Origin of the sequence: Gardnerella sp. KA00390, from assembly GCF_049244075.1 — a bacterium.
In the GTDB taxonomy this organism is placed as follows: domain Bacteria; phylum Actinomycetota; class Actinomycetes; order Actinomycetales; family Bifidobacteriaceae; genus Bifidobacterium; species Bifidobacterium vaginale.
This window is the reverse complement of record NZ_CP058372.1, coordinates 195,497-217,184: the sequence shown is the minus strand read 5'-3', so window position 1 is coordinate 217,184 and position 21,688 is coordinate 195,497. Positions and strand designations below refer to the sequence as shown.

General features: G+C 42.2%; 15 protein-coding genes. 2 read left to right on the top strand and 13 right to left on the bottom strand.

Translation table 11 applies throughout. The features are described 5' to 3' along the window. Positions 1 to 180 precede the first annotated feature (180 nt). The 4 genes from HXT53_RS00810 to HXT53_RS00795 all read right to left on the bottom strand — a co-directional run bounded on the left by HXT53_RS00810 (position 181) and on the right by HXT53_RS00795 (position 3,583). Complete coding sequence (locus HXT53_RS00810; protein WP_421780390.1) at positions 181 to 489, bottom strand: hypothetical protein; 309 nt, start codon at positions 487 to 489, stop codon at positions 181 to 183. A gap of 72 nt (positions 490 to 561) precedes the next feature. Further along, on the bottom strand, positions 562 to 1,437 hold the full coding sequence (gene gnd / locus HXT53_RS00805) for a phosphogluconate dehydrogenase (NAD(+)-dependent, decarboxylating) (RefSeq protein WP_004118197.1): 876 nt from the start codon (positions 1,435 to 1,437) through the stop codon (positions 562 to 564). Positions 1,438 to 1,534: 97 nt separating this feature from the next. Next, entirely contained in the window at positions 1,535 to 2,875 is a 1,341-nt protein-coding gene (locus HXT53_RS00800; protein ID WP_004118196.1) for a GntP family permease, read from the bottom strand. A 180-nt stretch (positions 2,876 to 3,055) separates the two neighbouring features. After that, the gene (locus HXT53_RS00795) at positions 3,056 to 3,583 is read right to left on the bottom strand and encodes a gluconokinase (RefSeq protein WP_004112729.1); all 528 of its coding nucleotides are present in this window, start codon (positions 3,581 to 3,583) and stop codon (positions 3,056 to 3,058) included. Positions 3,584 to 3,744: 161 nt separating this feature from the next. Here HXT53_RS00795 and HXT53_RS00790 point away from each other — a divergent pair, with 161 nt between their 5' ends. Continuing rightward, positions 3,745 to 4,485: a FadR/GntR family transcriptional regulator gene (locus HXT53_RS00790; protein WP_004112733.1), complete on the top strand. Its 741-nt coding sequence runs from the start codon at positions 3,745 to 3,747 to the stop codon at positions 4,483 to 4,485. Positions 4,486 to 4,514: 29 nt separating this feature from the next. On the opposite strand, the gene HXT53_RS00785 is transcribed toward HXT53_RS00790, so the two are convergent. The 9 genes from HXT53_RS00785 to HXT53_RS00745 all read right to left on the bottom strand — a co-directional run bounded on the left by HXT53_RS00785 (position 4,515) and on the right by HXT53_RS00745 (position 18,977). Beyond that, positions 4,515 to 5,348, bottom strand: coding sequence for an HD domain-containing protein (locus HXT53_RS00785; RefSeq protein ID WP_004118194.1), 834 nt, complete (start codon positions 5,346 to 5,348; stop codon positions 4,515 to 4,517). 69 nt (positions 5,349 to 5,417) lie between these two features. Continuing rightward, a complete protein-coding gene (locus HXT53_RS00780; protein ID WP_004112737.1) occupies positions 5,418 to 7,919 on the bottom strand; it encodes a KUP/HAK/KT family potassium transporter in 2,502 nt (833 codons plus the stop codon). Positions 7,920 to 8,119: 200 nt separating this feature from the next. After that, a complete protein-coding gene (locus HXT53_RS00775; RefSeq protein ID WP_101888013.1) occupies positions 8,120 to 9,100 on the bottom strand; it encodes a TatD family hydrolase in 981 nt (326 codons plus the stop codon). A 65-nt stretch (positions 9,101 to 9,165) separates the two neighbouring features. Beyond that, positions 9,166 to 10,962, bottom strand: coding sequence for an ABC transporter ATP-binding protein (locus tag HXT53_RS00770; protein WP_116437951.1), 1,797 nt, complete (start codon positions 10,960 to 10,962; stop codon positions 9,166 to 9,168). Position 10,963: 1 nt separating this feature from the next. Next, positions 10,964 to 12,790, bottom strand: a complete 1,827-nt coding sequence (locus tag HXT53_RS00765; RefSeq protein ID WP_065189683.1) for an ABC transporter ATP-binding protein — start codon at positions 12,788 to 12,790, stop codon at positions 10,964 to 10,966. Positions 12,791 to 13,028: 238 nt separating this feature from the next. Next, a complete protein-coding gene (locus tag HXT53_RS00760; RefSeq protein WP_180947309.1) occupies positions 13,029 to 14,777 on the bottom strand; it encodes an ABC transporter family substrate-binding protein in 1,749 nt (582 codons plus the stop codon). Between the two features lie 325 nt (positions 14,778 to 15,102). Further along, positions 15,103 to 16,998, bottom strand: coding sequence for an ABC transporter ATP-binding protein (locus tag HXT53_RS00755; RefSeq protein WP_020760736.1), 1,896 nt, complete (start codon positions 16,996 to 16,998; stop codon positions 15,103 to 15,105). A gap of 20 nt (positions 16,999 to 17,018) precedes the next feature. Beyond that, positions 17,019 to 17,966 (bottom strand): ABC transporter permease, encoded by a 948-nt coding sequence (locus HXT53_RS00750; RefSeq protein ID WP_004113854.1) that lies wholly within the window; start codon positions 17,964 to 17,966, stop codon positions 17,019 to 17,021. A 27-nt stretch (positions 17,967 to 17,993) separates the two neighbouring features. Beyond that, positions 17,994 to 18,977, bottom strand: a complete 984-nt coding sequence (locus HXT53_RS00745) for an ABC transporter permease (RefSeq protein ID WP_004138444.1) — start codon at positions 18,975 to 18,977, stop codon at positions 17,994 to 17,996. A gap of 486 nt (positions 18,978 to 19,463) precedes the next feature. Between HXT53_RS00745 and HXT53_RS00740 the strand changes: the two genes are divergently transcribed. Beyond that, positions 19,464 to 20,903, top strand: coding sequence for an aminopeptidase C (locus tag HXT53_RS00740; protein ID WP_004112753.1), 1,440 nt, complete (start codon positions 19,464 to 19,466; stop codon positions 20,901 to 20,903). Positions 20,904 to 21,688: the final 785 nt, after the last annotated feature.

Below are 21,688 nucleotides of genomic sequence, written 5' to 3'. Positions count from 1 at the left end.
AAGAGCCAACAAAAGGCTCCAATATAAAAGAAAAAGACGAGACATTCTTTAAGGAAAGAACATCCCAACAAAAAACCTCACCATCATTTAACCATCTCTCAGGCACCCCACAATCCGTGAGGCTGACAATGAACTGGCAATAATTAACTAAATAAGTAGTACAGACACGCTCTTGAGTTCTCAAACCACCACCACACCAGCCGGCTCATCAACCTCAACCGAGGAGAACCAGCCGCGCTGAGCAGCAAGAGATAAACTTACACCAAACCCCACCAAAACGCAAACCAACACCAAACAAACACCACAAAACCATTGAAAACAAGCCAAAACATCGGCGTGTCGAAAACACGCAAAAAACCACAACAAACCACCACAACCACCAACACAAAACCAAAAACAACCCAAAAAACAAACAAAAAACCATAAAAAACACAAAACCCGGGAGTGTCGAAAATAAAATAGATGGGCAATTAACACATAACTGCCCATCTATACAATCTTTATCTATTCTTTATCTATTTTTTATCTATTTTTACCTTAGATATTTTCTACTTACTTTGACTATTTTTTAGTGACATGACCACCAAACTGCGCACGCAACGATGAAACTACTCGCAAAGTGTCATCTCCACCTCCGCGAGATACTTGGCGAGCCCACAATGAGCATGCGGTAACTGGGGTTGGAACACCAAGTTCAAGTGCAGCTTCAACCATCCACTTTGCTTCACCAGATTCATTAGCAACAGGAGGCATAGATTCTAATGTTGGATCGTCTTTTGCAGCGCGCGCGAATAAGTCAAGCAACCAAGACTGAACAACAGAACCTTGGCGCCATGAAGACATAACCTTAGCTGGATCATCTATTAATTCTGAACGCATCATTGTTGCAAAGCCTTCACCAAAAGCCTGCATCATGCCATATTCAATTCCATTGTGAACCATCTTGGCAAAATGACCACCGCCAACAGCACCAGCGTGAACGAGTCCGTCAGGGCCTTCAGGCTTCAAAGTCTCGAAAATTGGTAGCATTCTCTGATAATCTTCATCGGAGCCGCCAGCCATCAATGCGTATCCACGAGTCGATCCCCAAACTCCGCCTGAAACTCCAACATCCATAAAATGGATTCCCTTTGCTTTTAATTCAGCAGAATGACGTTGATCATCAATATACCTAGTATTGCCTCCATCAATTACTAGGTCATTATCTTCGAGAAGATTGCTTAATTTTTCGATAGTTGTGTCTGTAGGAGAACCAGCTGGAACCATAACCCATACAATACGCGGACTAGAAAGTCTTTGTACCAATTTTTCTAAAGAATCAACATCTCGATTTGATTCGGCACTAACGTCATATCCAACAACTTCATGACCTCCTTCGCGCAAGCGCTTAACCATGTTTCCACCCATGCGCCCTAAACCGATAACACCTAATTGCATAATAAATTCCTTCCTTCAAATTTTTTGATAACTTTTAATAACTTTTAATAACTTTTGCAAAACTGTCACAAAACTTATTCAGATAATCTTTTTAATTTCATATGAACACAGGAACAACAGCGGAAACTAGCATAATAATTGCAAGTCCAACAACAGACAATACTGTTTCCATTAATGACCATGTTTTAAATGTTTGTCCTACGCTCATACCGAAATATTCTTTAACCAACCAGAATCCAGCATCATTTACATGAGATAAGAAGATTGATCCAGCACCAATAGCTAGTACGAGTAACGCTAATTGTACTTGATTTAGATTTGCAGCCAAAGGTGCAACAATACCAGATGCCGTTACGGTTGCAACGGTTGCAGATCCAGTCGCCAGTCTAATTAGTACAGCAACAATCCATCCAGCAAGAAGAGGATTAAGATTTGCCTGAACAATGCCCGTAGCAATAACTTTACCAATTCCAGAATCTACAAGAGTTTGCTTGAATCCACCTCCAGCAGCAACGATCAACAAGATACTTGCAATTGAGGAGAACGAAAGGCCTACCAGAGAATTTAATGTATCCCTACTCCACTTTGCGCGAATAGCAAATAATATCATCGCAAAAATAGTAGTGATTGTAAGAGCTTCAAGTGGTGTTCCAATCCATGCGATTACACTACCAAATGTAGATTTTGATTGCCCCGTAATATCAACAACACTGGCTGCAAGCATAAGAATTACTGGAAGTAAAATTACGCTAGATGCTTCCGCGAATGTAGGACGATTTTGTGGCTTATCTTCCTTCTTATTGTCTTCGTCTTGCTTAGCTTGAATAGGAACCATTTTTACCATCCAATGAACCATTAGAGGTCCTGCGATTGCTACAGTTGGTATGGCGATAATCAAACCAAAAGCCAAAGTCAATCCAAGGTTTGCGTGCAAAGCATCAATAGCAACAAGTGGTCCAGGATGTGGCGGTACAAAAGCATGCAAAGCCGATAAGCCTGCGAGCGCCGGTATTCCTAAAGCAATTACTGGCATTTTTGTACGACGAGCAACAAGAAGAATAATTGGTATAAGTATCACTACACCAACTTCAAAGAACAGTGGAATTCCAACAATAAATGCGCTCAGCGCCATAGCCCATGGAAGCTTATGTTCTGGAGCTTTCTTAAGTATGGTGTCACAAATCACGTCTGCTCCACCAGAACGCGTAAGAAGAATTCCAATAATTCCGCCTAAAGCAATGAGTAATCCAACTCCTGATGCTGTGGAACCAACTCCATTAGTAAAGCTTGTAAGACTTTTATCATATGGAACTCCTGCAATGATTGCAGTTGCAATCGAACCAATCATTAACGATAGGAAGGGATGTACTTTTACCACTGCAATAAGTACGACAATAAGCGCTATACCTAATATTGCCGCAAGAATTAACCCACTCATAAATCCTCCATGATTTTGTGAATTGTTTTAATTATTGTGATGCTTTATTTATAATTCCTTGTGATCTTTTGTTTACGATCAATGCGCTAACAACTTTGTTATTTGCGTTAGTAATTTTTGAATGTATATTTTTGTGCTGCTTTACAATTGCGCCACTTTACAATTGCTATTGTTTTGCATTTATGATTGTTTTTGCAGCTGCGATTGTTCATATGTTTTTACTGCTTTGATAGCTCTATGAACCATATCTTCAACAGAACCTTCAATCGATATAACGGTTCCGTTTTCTTCTTTACCTAGAGGCTCCAAAATTGCAAACTGACTTGGCAATAAAGATGGTGGCATAAAGTGTCCTTTACGATCTTTTAGCCTCTGCGCTATTAACTCATGGCTTCCGTTTAAATGCAAGAAGTACACGTTTAGATTTTTAGAAAGAACTTCGCGATATGACCGTTTTAATGCAGAGCTTGAAACAACTGTGTTTTCTCCAAGACTTTCACGCGCAACCATCCATTTGTTAATAAGATCCAACCAAGGCCAACGATCTTCATCTGTTAGCGCAATTCCTGCGGACATTTTATCTATATTAGCTTTTGGATGAAAATCATCACCTTCTGCCAGAGTGTAACCAAGTTGATCGCGAATTGCCTCAGAAACAGTAGACTTGCCGCAACCAGCAACGCCCATCACTACAATGTGAATCGCCATAATAGCTCCTTTGTTATTGACAACACTATAAGAATACCACACAAAGACTCTTTGTCAAAGAATTAAGAGTCTTTGATATGTTATTTTTTGAGCATAACTATATTTTCATTTTCTATTTGCTAGGATGAAACCATAAGTATACATAAAACTGCGAGGCAAATATGGTGTCTAATACCACACAAAGTCAAATTTCTAGTGACTTAGTGACCGAAAACGCTCCTTTACATCTATCTATAGCAGATTCTCTCGCAGATGAAATAGTAAATAACAAATGGGAGCCAAAAACTAATCGAAAACTAGAAGATATTCAAAAACAATATGGAATATCTAGAACAGTAGCTCGAGAAGCAACAAGACTATTAGCATCTTTGGGTTGCGTACAATTTCAACGCGGAACAGGCGTAATAGCTTGCAATCCAGAAAATTGGGACGATTTAAATACACGAGTAATCACATGGAAACTACATTCACCATACAGAGAAAATGAACTACGAGCATTAACAGAACTTCGTCTTGTTGTAGAACCTGCCGCAGCAGCTGGATGTGCATTACGCGGAGATGTAGAAATACGCTATAAATTGGGCGTAATTGGTCACGATATGGTAAAAGCGGTAGAAGAAAATAGACTGGCAGATTTTCATGAATTAGATATCCAGTTCCATACTCTTTTGCTTGCAAATAGCGGTAACCCGATTTTTGCAAAACTTAGTTCAATAGTCGAAAGCGTATTACGCGGCAGAGTTGAGCTAAATCTTTATCCGCAAAAACCAAATAAAGAAGCGATATTAAACCATAAAAAGGTAACGCAGGCAATTATGGAAGGTGACGCAGCTGCAGCAAGCGCTGCTATGCACGATATTGTAGCCGAAGTAAACACTGCACTTGGATTAGCGGCTTTATAGCCATAAAAGCAAAGCTTAATCAACTTTGCCTAATCAACCTTAAGCCCAAAGAAATCTGCAAGCTTGCAAACACTCACTCTGCCATACTTATTAACCAAGAACATCCATCGTTTTGCATTTTCTTCGCCAAATCGTTCAGCTTTACATCTATATGTATCAACTGTTAAAAATCGCGGCGGAATCGACTTACTGTTGTATTTATCTGCGACCATCACAATTTCTTGTTCAATAGTTTGCGGAATATAGTCGCCAGCTGGAAGCGGTAAATTCTGAGAAACAACTTGCTCGCGAGTCAGCCCTACACCAGTATGATTACGCGCAAATTGCGCAGTATCTTCGCTAAAACCGTTATCAATCAAATAGTTGTAGCCGCGCAAGCCGTGCAAAATATAATGAGGACCGTCAAACTCCAACTTACTGTTCTCTTCGCGCGAACCGTCTTTATCTAAAACAAAATAAGTTCCGATATCGTGCAACAATCCTCCAGCAAATGCAGCATATTCGTCTACATAATCACTTGGAGCCGCACCTCCATCGATTTGAGGAAGAGATAACGGATCTAAATTTATTAATTTTTCAAGACACGACTTTGCTAAATCACATCTATTTTTTAAGTCTTTATTGATTTTAGATATTTGACAAAGCATAATCCGTTCGACGGATGCTGGCGACTTATCCGCAAAATCCTCAATACTACCAAGCTGCTTAAAAGCCAACAACTGATTTTGACGTCTTGCGATCATCCAAGAAATCGTAGCAATAACAACACAATGGCAGTGAATCAAATTGTACGCAGCTTCACTTGGCGCAGTAGCGCGATGCAACTTTTCGATCCTATTAAAATCAGGCAAATCTGCAAGCATAATTACACCGCGCTCCTTAAAACAAAGCAACACAAACAAAGCACTTGTTGCTTAGTTGCTTAAATCACTTCACTTTTTAACTGCTTTAATCTGACCAGTATCTATTCTAGCGATTTTGCCAGTGTTAGATATTTTAGATTCCTTAGTCTCCTTATTTGCAGACTTTTCAGACTTCTCAGACTTGCCATCGCTAGAAACATTTGCATTAACAATATCTCTAGCGTTCATAATAGTTGTTTGTTCAGCATCCGACGCAACATCAGACACAATTCCTGAACCTTGCAAAGACTGAACTGCTCTAGAAGAAGCAACTTCTTCTCTCTTTAAACGAGGAGGTCTACGAGTGGAAACAAACAACGGCTGAACTTCTACAACAGGATTATACGGAGCTAATCCAAACCACTTAACAGGCGTACCAGCAATATGACGAATCGCATACTTCATTTTTAGCGATAACGCACCACGCAAAGAAATATTCGACTCAGGCATCAAAGCCTTATGCAAAAGCACATAACGAATTGGGCCAATATCTGGATCCGCATCAACCTTAGGGTACACAGATTGCTGTTGCGGAAGCTCGCCAGTATGCGACAAATCGTGCATAATCTGATGCAAATACGCAGGAATCGAAGGAGAAACCTTAAACCCAAGTTTGATCTTAACGCGGAACAAATAGTCCGTACCAAAATTCTCCACGCAATATTCGCGAGTAAACGGAGCATCATCCGTTTCCACTGACACAGCCCACCACGCGCGCGCACGCTTAGGATGATCCGCAAAAATAGAGAAGAAGATTCCAGTATCCAAACGCTTCATTTCCTTATCGGAAGTCAAATAAACAATGTTATCCGCAAAATAAGGAATACGGAAATCACGATGAAGCTTATCTAGCACAGGCAGAAAATCCTTAGGCTTCATGTGCAAGCGTTGAGAACGCTCAATCTTAGTGCCATCCTTCCAAGTGAGCATAACGATAAGAATCGTAGCCCCAAGAATCATGGTAAACCAACCACCATGCATGAATTTTGCCATAGATGCTATAAAGAACAAAATCTCGATAATCAAGAACACAGTGGCAAAAATTAAAGCAGCAATCTTCTTCTTTTGATACCACATGTGAACAGTAAGAAGTGTTGTTGTAGCAATCATGGTAAGCGTAAGTGCAAGACCATATGCTCCCGAAATATGCTCTGAATCTTTAAACACAGCTAAAACCGTAAGAGTTGCAAGACAAAGCACAAAATTAACAACTGGAATATAAAGCTGACCACGAGTACGCGCAGGGTAACGCACCTGGAGATGAGGCATCCAATTAAGGCTTGTAGCTTCTGAAACCATAGTGAATGCACCAGTAATCAAAGCCTGTGATGCAATAATGCCTGCTGTTACAGAAAGCACAACTGCTACATAACGTAAATTCGGGCTGAGCATCTGGAAGAAAGGATTTAAGCCTTCTATAGACCATAATGCTTTATTGTTTTGATGTTGTAGCATCCAGCTGCCTTGACCAAAGTAGTTTAGAACAAGAGCAACTTTAATAAATGGCCACGTAACGTAAACGTTTCCACGCCCAACATGACCCATATCAGAATACAAGGCTTCCGCACCTGTTGTGGAAAGGAATATGATGCCCATTAACGCCATTCCTTGCACATTGTGCGAACTAAACAAAAACTTCAAGCCGTAAATTGGGTTCAAAGCTTCAAAAATTGCCCAATCTTCTCCAATATTCATGATTCCAACAAGCGCTAGGAATCCGAACCATATCATAACTACTATGCCGAAAACTTTGCCTATTCTTTCAGTTCCTCGCTGTTGAACCGAAAACAGAATCACAATAATAACCACGGTAATCATTAAAGATAGATTGTCGTTTTCTAAGAAAATAGGCCTAAACGCAGATATAGTTCGCAGACCTTCAACTGCAGAAGATATTGAAACTGCTGGAGTTAGAACAGAATCCGCAAGGAACGCAGCACCGCCAATCATTGCTGGAATCGCAAGCCACGCGCCTTTTCGCCTAATAAGCGAATAGAGTGCAAAAATTCCACCTTCGCCTTTGTTGTCTGTGCGCATAGCTACAAACACGTATTTTACGGTTGTGATCAGCGTGATTGACCAAAACACTAGGGATAACATTCCGTAAACGGCTTCGCGACTAATGTTTTGCAATCCGCCTTGACCAGCTAAGAATGTTTGAGCAGTGTACAAAGGAGAAGTTCCAATATCTCCATAAACAACGCCCAATGCCACTATCGACATACCTAAAGTAAATTTATCTGAGCTGGTTTGTATCTTTGCCCACCATCTGCCAAGTGGACCTCTAACCGCACTATCCGCAAGCTTTTCAGCCTCTTTAACTTCTTTAGCCTGCTGATACGCCAACGCCTCTCGTTCTTCGCGAGTGGTGGTTTTCTGAGAAACTTTTGGCGCTTTTGTAAAAGAAGCGGCTTTTAGGATCGCCTCTTTAGGGTTCGTTACTCCCTTAGCAGCCTTCTCAGACTCCTTCGCCCCGTTGCGAAGATCCTTAGCGTTATCGTTAGATAGCGCTGAAACGCGTGACTTAGTCATGCTTGATTTTTCCTCCAAAAAGTAAGACCTCTTCTTTGCAATAATCTGCCATAATAAGAAGTCGCATATGGTCTTACTGCTTACAGTTTTATTTATTTGTACCTAAATATTGTATACAATAACAGATATATAAAGCAAAGTCAGCATAGAATCCTTGAAAAATAAGGCTTAATCAAAGCAAGAATATAAGACTAGATCATCTAAAAACCGTAGATTTCTTTCGTTGTTTTTAAAGTTGACTTTGCTACTTCTAGCAAAGAACAGTCAAGCGCGGTTGCTAACGATTCAAGTGTATAAGGAACCATATAAGGAGCGTTCGGGCGACCTCGATACGGCATTGGCGTAAGGTACGGCGCATCTGTTTCAACAGTAATGTGATCTTTGCCGATAATTCGCGCAGATTCTTGTAAATCTTCGTTACCCTTATAGCTAATCGTTCCAGAAAAACTCGCGTACCATCCGTTTTCTTTTAATACTTGAGCTAAGTCTTTCCCGCCAGAATAGCTATGAAACACTGTGTGCTCTGGCGCTCCGTCTTTTAGCAAAATTTCTACAACATCACTATGAGCATCTCTATCGTGAATTTGAAGCGGCAAATTAAGCTCTTTTGCAAGTGCTATATGCGCGCGGAATGATTCGCGTTGGTAAATTCTTGCGTGTTCGCCTGTGCGAAAATAGTCTAATCCCGTTTCACCTATTGCCACTACTTCTTCTGCGTTACCTACGACTAGCGAGCGCAAGTGTTGCATCGCTTCGTCAAATGAAATATCATGATACGGCTTATAAACCACCGGTAAGCCGTCTGGTCCTTCTGCTCCCCTATGACCATGTAGAGGCGCTTCGTTGGGGTGAATCGCTATTGCAGCACGCACGCAATCCGCGTGAGCTGCCGCAAAATCTATTGTTGGCTGCCAATTTGGATATTCGCATCCAACCTCAATCATTTTAGAAACGCCTGATGCTTTTGCACTATTTACTAAGTCATCTGCACTTGGTTCCGCAATTGGTTCTCGCCCTTTTTGCGATAATTCTTGATTAAGATTTTTTGCAAAATCCACTACGCTTAACATGTGCGTGTGGTCGTCTGCGATTGTTATGCCTTCTTTAATTAGATTCTGCCATATTTCAGACTGCTCTGTTAAAGAAGGCGCCCAATTGTGTTCGCGATGATGCTTACTCATGATTTACAAGTGTAGTCGCATATTTAACGTGGCTTAAAACGTGACTTAAAACGCAACTTTTGCGCTTACTGGATCGCAGCACTAATCGCAGCGTATTGCGATTCCACAAGCCTGTAATACGCACCTTTTTGCGCCATAAGCTGCTCATGGCTTCCGCGCTCCACGATTTGCCCATGGTCAATCACGCAAATCAAATCCGCATTCTCTATTGTAGAAAGCCTGTGTGCAATTACAAAAGAAGTGCGATTTTTAAGCAATTGAGCTAATCCTGCTTGCAACGCCTCTTCTGTACGCGTATCTATATTGCTTGTTGCTTCGTCTAAAATTAGAATTCGCGGATTCGCAAGTAATACTCTGGCAAACGATATAAGCTGCCTTTGTCCTGCAGAAAGAGTGGCTCCTCGCTCCTCAATTTCCGTATCGTAGCCATTAGGCAATTCTTCAATAAACTCGTGCGCGTGAACTACGCGAGCCGCCGACTCAATCTCCTCGTCTGTTGCGTCAAGCTTGCCGTAGCGAATGTTTTCTTTAACAGTTCCGCTAAATATAAAGCTGTCTTGAAGCATAACGCCCATTTGTTTGCGCAAAGATGCTAACGTTATTGAGCGCACATCGTAGCCGTCAATTGTGATTGAGCCTTCGGAAACGTCGTAGAATCTAGAAAGCAGGCTTACAAGCGTTGTTTTACCCGCTCCAGTAGGACCTACAAGCGCAACCGTTGTTCCAGGCTCAATGTGCAAGTCAATTAAATTCAAAATCGGCTTTCCGCTCTCTTCGTAGCGGAACACAACGTCGTTTACGTCAACCCTGCCTTTAATTTGCGGCAATTCTTTTGCATCTGACTTATCTACAATATTTGGCTTAATGCTTAGAGTCTCAAAAATACGCTCCAAATACACTGAGCATGTTATAAGTTGCGTGTAGAAGTTACCAATGTTTACAACTGGCTCCCAGAAAGTGCTCGAATACCACACAAATGCTATAAGAGTACCCGTGCTTATGTTCATACTGCTCGCGTTTGTTATGCCAACATAGTAGAGCAGCGAAATTGCTGCGCTTTCAATAATCGAAGCTCCAGGCCAAAGCAGCATTTGCACTCTAACATTTTGCATCCACGCTTTTCTAACTCCCGACTGCTGCTCTTGGAATGTAGCGTATTGCTCCGATTCGCGCGCAAAAGTCTGAGTTGTTTTTACGCCTGCGATTGATTCGTGCAAATATGCGTTAAGATTGCTTTGCTTATTTGATAGTTTTTTAGACGCTTTTCGTTGCAAAATTTGCAAAGTGCGAGTCCAGATTATAAAAACTGGGAATAATACAAGACTCCACAATGCCATTCGCCAATCCATAGCAAACATTGCGATTAGTGTAATGATTAGCACAAAAACATCGGAAAACACGTTGATTAAACCAGAAGAAAGAGTGTCGGAAAGCGTGTTTATGTAGTTTACTATGCGAATCAAAATCTTGCCGTGTGGGCGCGAATCGAAGTAATCAAACGATAACGATTGCACGTGCGTAAAAATATCTCGTCGCATATCTTTAATTATCATTTGGCCGAGTCGCGTAATTGCAAGCGTTCTGTAGGCTAACCCAAGCTCATACAGCACAATAAGCACGCCAAACAATGCAATAAGCACGTACAAATAAGAAACGTTTTTATTAGGCAAAACTACATCTATAAGTGTTTTTGTAATCATTGGAGTTACTGTCATAATGCAACTTCCGCTAATAACAACTAAAACTATTTTGACTAGTTGCCATGCGTACGGCTTTATGTATTTGCGAACGCGCATCAACTCGTGTAAATTTACGTGCTCTTCTTGGCTTTCATCTTCTTTATAAGTGTTGCGTTGCGCCATTCTACTCACCTTTAGCCTTGTCTAAATCTTCAAATCCCAAAGCTTTGCCCATTTGCATACCAAGCTGCTTTTTGTAGATTTCCCAATATCTTCCATGCGACGCCACAAGATGCTCATGCGTTCCGCGTTCTACGATTTTGCCGTGATCTAGCACAATAATCATGTCTGCGTCTTTAACAGACGAGATTCTGTGAGCAATTGTGATTACTGTGCGAGAACCATCTAACTTTTTTAGCTCTTTTTGGATATGCTCCTCAGTTTCCATGTCTACTGCAGAAGTTGTATCGTCCATAATCAAGATTGCAGGATTATTAGCTAGCGCGCGAGCAAGACTTAAGCGCTGCTTTTGACCGCCCGAAAGGCCAACTCCTCGTTCTCCTACAACGGTTTCGTAGCCTTCTGGCATGCTCATAATAAAATCGTCTGCATCTGCGATTCTTGCCATACGCCTAATCGTGTTATCTAATTCTTTGCAATTTTCCTCGTTTTGAGGCAATCCAAAGCTAATATTTCCTGCAATCGTATCGGAGAACAGGAATGTTTCTTGCGCGACTATGCTAACTTGATTTCTAACAGTTTCTAGAGGCCATTCGCGAACGTCTTTTCCATCAATCAAAACGCGACCACGAGTAGGATCATAAAAACGCGCTATAAGACTTACAAGAGTTGATTTTCCAGATCCCGTTTCGCCTAAGATTCCAAGCTTTGTGCCTGCTGGAACATCTAAATCAATATCGCTTAAAATTGGCGAATCAAGATCGTCTGGGAATGCAAAATCAACGTGTTCAAAAGTTACGCGGCCCTTAACTTTAACGTTTTTCTTGGCAGCGCTTGGCAAATCAATATGCGATTCTTGCGTAAGCAGCTTACGAATATTCACGCATCCTGCGTTGAATCGCTGCCAATCGTTAATAAGCCACCCAACCATTCTTACTGGCATGTGGAGCATCCAAAGAAAACTGTTAAACGTTACAAACGCGCCCAAAGTCATGCTTCCATTAAGCACAAGCCATCCGCCAAATCCTACTGTTACAAGCTCCAACGCAAAGCCCATACCGTCAAGCCATGGCATGTATTTTTGCGTGTTTTTTGCAAGCGTAATATTGCGATTAAAGTAATCTTCATTGCATTTATCGAATTTCTGAGTTTCAAAAGGCTCGCGAACAAAAGCTTTTACAACGCGATTGCCTTCAATGTTTTCTTCTACCATTGAATTCATGCGTGCAAACGATTCGCGAATCGCAAGGAACTTTGGCCTAGCATTCTTGCCCATAAGCTTTGCAAGCCAGAACAAAAATGGTGTAATTGCCATAAGCGCTAGAGCTAGCTGCCATTGGATTGAAAACATTATAACTAGCGCAAACACAAACATTACTAAGCAATCCAGCGCCATATAAGACACCCAGCTTAAAATGTGGCGAATCGCGTCCGTATCCGAAGTCATGCGGCTCATAATGTCGCCTGTGCGCGTGTGATTAAAGTATGTAAAATCAAGCGAATGCAGCTTCTCGTACTCGTCGCTTACAAGGCGATACACGGCGTTTTGGCCAAATCTTTCCATTTGAAGCTGGTAGATATATCTTGAGCCTACGCGAATAATCATCATTGCAACCATTAGCACGCATACAAAAGCAAGCAAATCATGCTGTTTTCCAATAATGACTTTGTCTACAATAAAGCCCGAAAGCAGCGGCATTGTCATTGCCATTGTGTCGTTTATAGTAAAAAGAACTAGCGATACGCCTACTCTCCACATATCTGGCTTACAATATTGCAAAACCCAGCGCACATTACTCGCGTCTTTGCGTTTACTTGGATTTACATACATGCGCTAGATTCTCCCTTATTTTTGACTTCGCGATTTATTTTTTATTAAGTTTTATTAAGTTTATACTATTTTTCTGAGTTTATTTTTGCGCGACTATTTTTTACGCGATTATTTTCTGCGTAACTACGCACGCGATTACAGCAAAAGCATGTGGCGTGCAGCCAAAGACCACACGCCACATGCTATAAGTTAAGCAATCAGCTTAGTAAACTTGCGCGAGTTATCGCTACAAATTTACTCACTTCTGCCAACCAATGTTTTCAACAAAAACGTTAGCATATCCAGCAGGACCGCCGTTAGCGAAGCCCTTCTTGTATGCCTGATAGGTTGGAGGAGCAGAAACTGGAAGCGTACCATACTCGGCGAAAGCCATGGACTCAGCCTTGTTGGCCAATGCAGTCTGTTCCTTGTAATCGTAAGTCTTACCAACCTTGGCGAGCAGGGCATCAATCTTCTTGTTGCCAGTGCCAGTAAAGTTGGAATCGCTCTTAGAACCGTAGACCTGGGAAGCGGATCCCACGAAGCTCAATGGGGATTGGGAAACCCAAGCCATTGGAAGCACCTGGAAGTCGAAGGAGCTTACAGTCTTAGAGAACTTAGAAGCAGGCTTGTTTACAGTCTTGCACTTCATGCCAGCCTTCTTCATCATGGCCTGGAATGCGTTAGCAAGAGCTGCCTGAGTAGAGTCATCGCCGAAGAAGGTAAATGTGAACTGAACGGTCTTACCATTCTTAGCGTAGTAACCGTCTTTGCCCATCTTGTAGCCAGCGGCCTCAAGAGTCTTCTTAGCGTTTTCTACGTTGAACTTACCATCAGCTGGGAGGTTGTTCTTGTAGCCAGCCTGGAACATGGAGAGAAGCTCCGAACCTGGCTGCTCGCTCTTCCAGCTCATACCCTGGAACTGAATCTTGTTGTAGGTGGCAACGTCGAATGCCTGGACAACGGCCTTACGCACGGCCTTGTCTTTGAATGCGCCAGCCTTTGCGTTTAAGTTAATAACACGAATCTTGGTGCTGTAGCCGTAACGGAGCTGAGCGCCCTTAACGCTACGAGCAGCCTTAACCTTATCCTTGGTGGAGATGGAATCCACGGAATCGATTTCGCCGTTCTGGAAGGCGTTCATTGCAGCGGTATCTTCCATACGCTTTACAACAACCTTGTCAAGCTTTGCCTTCTTGCCCCACCACTTTGGATTGCGCACGAAAACAACCTGATCTTCGGTTGCGGACTGAATCTCGAATGGACCTGCACCCCACTCGTTGTGAGGATTATTTACCCAACCCTGGTTGAATACGGTTGGATCGGTTGCCTTTGGATGAACCAATGGAGCGAAAAGCAATTCCCAAGTTGCGCATGGCTTATTGTACTTAACGATTACTTGCTTAGGATTTGCGCCCTGCTCAACGGACTCAATGCAGTCATAGCCCTCGTGAGATGGTACAGAGTAGGCTTCGTTCTGGCCATTCATAACTTCCCAAGTAGCCTTGAAAGCAGTGTAATCGATGTCTGTACCATCGTTCCACTTAGCCTTTGGGTTCAAATCGTACTGAACTACGAGTGGCTTGTCGCTAACCTTCTTAACAGAAGTAATGTAATCAGGGTTGTACTTAACCTTCTCGCCCTTAACGGTATCGTAATAAGGAAGCGATGGCTGGTAGAAGCCCCACAAAGTGCTCATATACGCGGTGTTACCGTCGTTAGAAGCGTAGTTCCAGTTTGGACCCATGTCAGAAAGCGAGAACGTGTAAGTACCGCCATCCTTAACATTGTCACGAGGCTGTGGATTGTCATAGCGCTTGTCAACCTTAGGCATTGGAAGAGCGCCAGTGTAGGAAGTATCCACACCTGCGGCTGGCTCTTCGGTCATACCGCCCTTGGCCTTATCTGCTGTAGTAGCAGTTGTGCCACCGCAAGCGCCGAGTAGCATTGCAACAGAAAGTGCAGCTGCGGCGAATACAGTTAATTTGCCTGCATTAGTTTTTTTCATGATTCCTCTCATTCCCCAGAAATGATGTCCGCTTTCTGGTATGTGTGTAGAGTATATCTAATCTTTTGACATTTTGTGTTACGACTTTTTTAACAAATACTGAATTTAAGCTTTTGTTACTTAAGATTTAATCCATAAAAAAGAAAATTAAATACATAAAACAGTCAAACAGAAAATTTTTTAGTTTATTTTAATTAAAAAACAAAATATATTACTTTTTTTAGAATTTATGTGCCTGTAACAAAAAATCGCGTGTGTCTTGCATAACACACGCGATCAAAATTGCCCTAAACAAAAGTTTAGGCGTATTCACAAAAGATTAGAATCAGACGCTTGCAACGTCATCAAACGAATCTTCTTCATTGAGAATAATACGCTTACGATTCTTCTCAATCGCAGGATCTGGAATTGGCACAGCACTAATCAAAGCCTTAGTGTACGGATGCTTAGGATTATCAAACACCTCATCCGTTTCGCCAGATTCAACAATGCGTCCGTGGTACATAACAGCAATTCTGCTAGAAATATGACGAACAACCGCCATATTGTGAGCCACAAACAAGTAAGCAACACCCAACTTGTCTTGCAAATCTTCAAGCAAGTTAATAATTCCAGCCTGAATAGAAACATCCAAGGCAGAAACAGGCTCATCAAGAAGAAGCAGCTTAGGGTTTACAGCCAAAGCGCGAGCAATAGCAATACGCTGACGCTGGCCACCAGAGAACTGCGTTGGGAAGCGATCAACCTGATCTGGATTCAGCTCAACAAGCTGCATAAGCTCCGCAATACGCTGACGAATCTCTTCCTTAGACTTCTTTTGAACATGAAGAGGCTCTGCCAAAATATCGTAAACAAGCATACGAGGATCAAGAGAGCTCATAGGATCCTGGAACACGTATTGAATCTTAGAACGAAGCTCGCGACGCTGCTCTTTAGTCAACTTATCGTTAAGCTCGGTGCCAAAAACTGTAATAGAGCCAGCTTCTGGCTTCTTTAAACTCATGATTTCCATCAAAGTAGTTGACTTACCAGAACCAGATTCGCCAACAAGAGCTACAGTTTCGCCTTCGCGAATCTCAAGGTCAATACCATCAACAGCGCGAACTTCGCCAACCTTGCGTCTCAAGAAACCGCCACCTGTAATTGGGAACGTTTTAACCAATCCCTTAACATCCAAAACAACCTTGCGATCCTCGCGAGGAATGCCCTCAAACATTGGCTTAATCGTTTTTTCGGTTTCCGCATGAAGCAGCGCGCGAACAGTTTCGCTTTCTGCTTCCAGACCCATCATGTCGCTAGTATCTCCACTCTTTTCTTCTGCCATCAACATATCCATTGTTGGCTTAGAGATTGGAGTTAAGCGACGAGTACGCTTTTGATCAACGCGCGGAACAGCGCCAAGCAAGCCGATTGTGTATGGCTGAGTTGGGTGAGCAAAAATCTCCTCAACGCTATTATGCTCAACCAAATGACCCGCATACATAACAATAACTTCGTCTGCAACGCCAGCAATAACACCCAAATCGTGAGTAATGAAGATCATCGCTGCGCCAGTTTCTTTCTGTGCTTTCTTCAAAACATCCAAAACCTGAGCCTGAATAGTAACATCCAAAGCGGTAGTAGGCTCATCAGCAATAATAATATCTGGGTTATTCGCGATTGCCATAGCAATCATAACGCGCTGACGCATACCGCCAGAAAATTCGTGAGGGAAAGACTTTAAGCGCTCAGCTGGCTTAGTGATACCAACCAAGTTAAGCAATTCAATAGAGCGCTCACGAATCTGTTCTTCGGTCATATCTGGATTATGAATAACCAAAGCTTCCTTAAGCTGATCTCCAATAGAAAACACTGGAGTTAAAGCAGAAAGAGGATCCTGGAATACCATAGCAATATTCTTGCCACGAATCTTACTCATCTCTGCATCAGACTTCGTTAACAGCTCTTCGCCCTTATAAACAACAGAACCCTTAACAGACGCGTTCTTATCCAGCAAGCCCATAACAGCAAGGGAAGTAACCGACTTACCAGATCCAGATTCACCTACAATACCAATGGTTTTTCCGCGGTACAAATCAAAATTCATATTGCGTACTGCATGAACCGTACCAGCTTCCGAAGCAAAGCTAACTTGCAAATTGCGTACAGAAAGAAGTGGTTCGTTGTTCTGATTTTCCATCACAGAATCTTCCTTAATTGCGTCATTCACCATATCAGTCATGTTTAAACCTCCAACAAGCCTTACTCGGCCTTACCAACAGACCTAGAATATGGATCAATCGCATCGCGAAGACCATCGCCAATAAGCTGAACAGAGAAAGTCAAAATAACCAAAACCGCAGAAGGAACCAAAAGAACCCAAGGAGAGGTCATAACGCTACTTTGACCAACATTAAGAAGAGTACCCAAAGAAGTATCTGGAGCCTTGATACCAAGACCCAAGAAGCTCAATGCGGTTTCGCCGTTGATTGCACCAATAACACCGAGAACTGTATTAATAATCAATACAGAACCAAGATTTGGAACAAGGTGGCGAACAATAATGCGGAACGAAGAAACACCTTCAAACTTGGCTGCGCGCACATATTCACGCTCGCGCAAACTCAAAGTCAAAGTTCTAAGCGTACGAGCATAACCAATCCAACCAAAGGAAGTCATACCAAATGCAAGCCAAAGCCAATCATTGCCACCAGTCGCGGAGCTAACAATCAAAGCAATAAGCAAGAAGGATGGAACAATCAAAAGCATGTCCAAAACCCACATGCCAACTTGCTCAAACCAACCCTCAAAGTAAGAAATAGCAGTACCAACCAAAGCAGCAATAATTGTAATAGAAATGGAGCTTACAATACCAATAGAAAGCGAGCGACCAAGTCCGCGAACAACCATTGCATACATGTCAGAACCGCCAGGCGTTGTGCCAAGCCAATGCTCTGCGCTAGGAGGAGTTGCAAGAGCCGTAAAATCAGGCTCATCGTAGCCCCACTTACTAATCTTAGATCCAAACAACGCAAGAAGAATCAAGAACACAAGCAAAACCAAGCCAACGACGGCAGATGGTCGCCTAAAGAAACGACGCGTATAAAGCGTAATCTTGCCAGTGCGCTTAAAATTACCCCAAGAATTAGCAGTCGCCTTCTTGTCTGCAGCAGACTCTTGAAGGTTTGAAGATACATCTTTTTTACTCATATCAATAACACCTACACTGTTCTGCAATTAGTTCAAGCGAATACGTGGATCAAGCCAAGCAGAGAAGATATCTGCCAGCAAAGCTCCAGCCAAAGTACACACAGCTCCGAATGCAGCAATAGCAACAGAACCATTAATGTCATTATTAGAAATTGTTTGCACAAAATAGCTACCCAAACCGTTAATTGCGAACACGGTCTCAGTAATCACAGCACCCGTGAACACACCTGCAATAGAGAAGGCGACGTCCACAGCTGTAGGAATCAAAGAAGTACGCAAAGCATGGCGACGAATAGCAATGTTCAAAGGCAATCCCTTAGCACGAGCAGTGCGAACATAATCAGCATTCATAGTGTCAAGCAAATAAGTGCGCTGCGTAAGATGGTATCCAACCATGCCAGGAACAGTCATAACAATTGTCGGCAAAATCAAATGCTGTAAGAAGTCAAGAACAAAAGCAATAGGGTTAGAACCTTGATAAGAATGCAATCCCGTAACAAAGAATAAACGAGAGCCAGCAGCATTGTTAACGCTAATTGCAGCTAACACAATAAGCAATCCAAACACAGCAGCTGGAACAACAAGCAAGAACGTAGCAATAGAGTTAAGAACCCTGTCTTGCCACTTATATTGACGAATAGCAGTATAAACGCCAACACTAACACCGAAAACAATACCAAGAACAGTTGCGCAAGTAACTAATTGGACAGACGCACCAATACGAGCCGCAATCGCAGGACCAACAGGAGCCTGCTCTGGGCTTAATCCCCAATCCCAACGAGTAAGAACGCCAGTAATCCAACGCAAATATCTCGTAATAACTGGAGTTTGGTCGTTAATGTTCGCCAAATCCAAAGAACGGTTAATCGAAGGAATTGGTGGATGCGGATGCCTAGACATATAATTCGATCGCGGATCCATAAAAGCACTTGCCAAGAAATACGTCATGGATACGGAGACAAACAGCATCACAACATAATTCAGGCATCGTTTAACGATGTATCGTATCATTGTGACTCTTTTCTACGTCTAACCATTGTTACCTCCATCTGGTAACTGCAAGCCTAAAGCTTGCACACTGCCATCGTTTGCTATACCCAGTTGCAAAAGCAAATCAAAAGCATACTCAAGGCACACTTAAGTAAGCCCTCATAAATGGGACATGTAATTAGTATATTTTTAGCTAACCTATGTACATTGCTTAAAATAAACATGCAATAATACGGAATAAATATCAATTATCACAAAAATTAATACACAAAATCAACAAAACATCAGAATATTTAACGGAATTATTTAAATTTTACGAAAATTAGTTTCGTAAATAGTAATAAAAGTGTAAATACAATAACATTTCGTACTAACAAAACACATTGCAATTAGTTTTACTAGTATCCTATTAAAAAAGCACAAATCACGCAAAACGCTACTCGTGCATTGAACACGCTACAATAACGCTTATTCGCTTATTTTCAACCTAACAACAAAAGGAGATATATGTCTGAAAACGTAAAAGCCGTTACCATAGACAACGTGCGCGAATATTCCAAGCATTTTAACGAACAGCGAGCAAATCGAGTAGCCGCAAACGCTTCCGTAGCAAGCGGCGTTCTTAAAGCTGCAACAAGCTATCAAGGACAACGCGCTTTACCACGCAACTTCTCCATAGAATTAAAACAAGGATCAATAACAAACCAACAGCACTCTGGACGTTGCTGGATGTTCGCTTCCCTTAACACTTTGCGTTACGAATTAATGCACAAGTGGAATTTAGACGACTTCGAGTTTTCCGAAAGCTACCTGTTCTTCTGGGACAAGATTGAAAAGGCAAATGCGTACTTGGAAAACGTGTTGGCAACATTAGACGAAACCCTAGATAGTCGAGTCTTTGAAAACATTAACTACGGTCCGATCGACGACGGCGGATGGTGGCAAATGTTCGTTAACTTGGTAAACAAGTACGGACTCGTACCAAAAAGCGCATACCCAGATTCACAGAATGCTATTGACTCAGATGCATTCGTACAATACATAAATACCAAGTTGCGTGAATTCGCGGCTGAATTGCGCGAAGCACACAAGAACGGTACTTCCATAGAAGAGTTGCGCGAAATGAAAATCCGCGACCTTGAAACCGTATACCGTATGACAGCTATCGCACTTGGCGAGCCACCAGAGCGTTTCGACTTCATTGCACGTACTAAAGATGACGACGATAAGAAAGACGAAAAGGACGACAAAAAGAACGAAGCCAAAGAAGACGATAAGAAGGACGATAAGCCAAAGACTGGCAAAGACGATCGTCCAATGATTCGCGAATATGGAATAACACCACTAGAATTCGCAAAGAAATACGTTCCAATTGACGTAAACGACTTTGTGAGCTTGTGCAACTCCCCAATGGAACACACTCCGTTCAACAAGCTCTACCAGCTTAAATACACCACAAACGTTGCTGAGACGAAGGAAATGGAGTTTGCAAACGTTGCGCTAGAAGTATTCCGAAAAGCAGCTGTCGATCAGCTAAAAGACGGACACCCAATTTGGTTTGCTTGCGATTGCACGCAATTCTCGCTAAGGCAAGATGGGTTCTTTGACCCAGCAGTTGTGCGCGTAGACGAGCTATTCGATGTAGAGTTTACATTCGACAAAGCTAAAGGTTTGGAATATATGGATTGCCCAGGCAACCACGCAATGACCTTTACTGGCGTAAACCTTAACAAAGATGGTGAGCCAGACCGCTGGAAGATTGAAAACAGCTGGGGTAAAGATAACGGCGAAGACGGATACTATGTCGGCTCCGCACAGTGGTTTGACCGCTACGTTACAGAAATCATTATTAACAAGAAGTATCTTGATGAAGCAACGCGAGCAATATTGGATCAGGAGCCTGTAATGCTTGATCCGTGGATTCCACTTACAAAGCGCTGCCGCTAAACTTGATTTAGCACAAGCTGATTTACAAACGCAGATTGCAACGCAGTCTGCGTTTTTTTGACCCAGATTCGTTACATTTGTCTCGCTCGTGAGTCATTTGTAACGTTTTTTGACTGATTTTCGTTATATTTGCATCATTGATGAGATATTTGTAACGTTTTTTGACTTAATTTCGTTATATTTGTCTCGCTCGTGATGCAAATATAACGCTCGCGACATTCTCTGTTTACTGTTGCGCGAGGGCTGGGTAATTCTTGTCTCACAACGCTCTGCCTCTTACGTGTAGTCTGTTGTTGCGGTTGTTCCGATTTGGTTTTGATTTTGTTTTTGGGTTGAAGTTTGTTTGTAGTGGTTGATCATTTGGATTATTTGGTATCGGCTGCCGCTCTTATACTGTTCGACCAAGAATCACCCAGCCCTCTTACGTACTTGAACAATTGCGTATTGCTTGATCACCGAGATTCTCGATTTTTCTTGCTCTCTCGGCGAGTCACCATTTCATGCTGAGGCTCGCCTCGCTAGCTGCGAAAAATCTCGAATCTCCACCACACTTGGCAGAAATAAAGGAACAAATGGTAGGGTAAGCGGCGAACAGTTAAAAAAGATAAAAAGAAGCCCGGTGGGAAAGAGAAGACCCACCGGGGCAGAGAGAAAGAGAGAAGAAGGTTTCAGTTATGGGGTTCGCGAACGAACCTCACTGATGGATAACCATCAGCAATACTCATTATAACCACACTTTTCTCGCAAAACACGCATATAACCTAAAAATTTCCTTAAAAAATTTT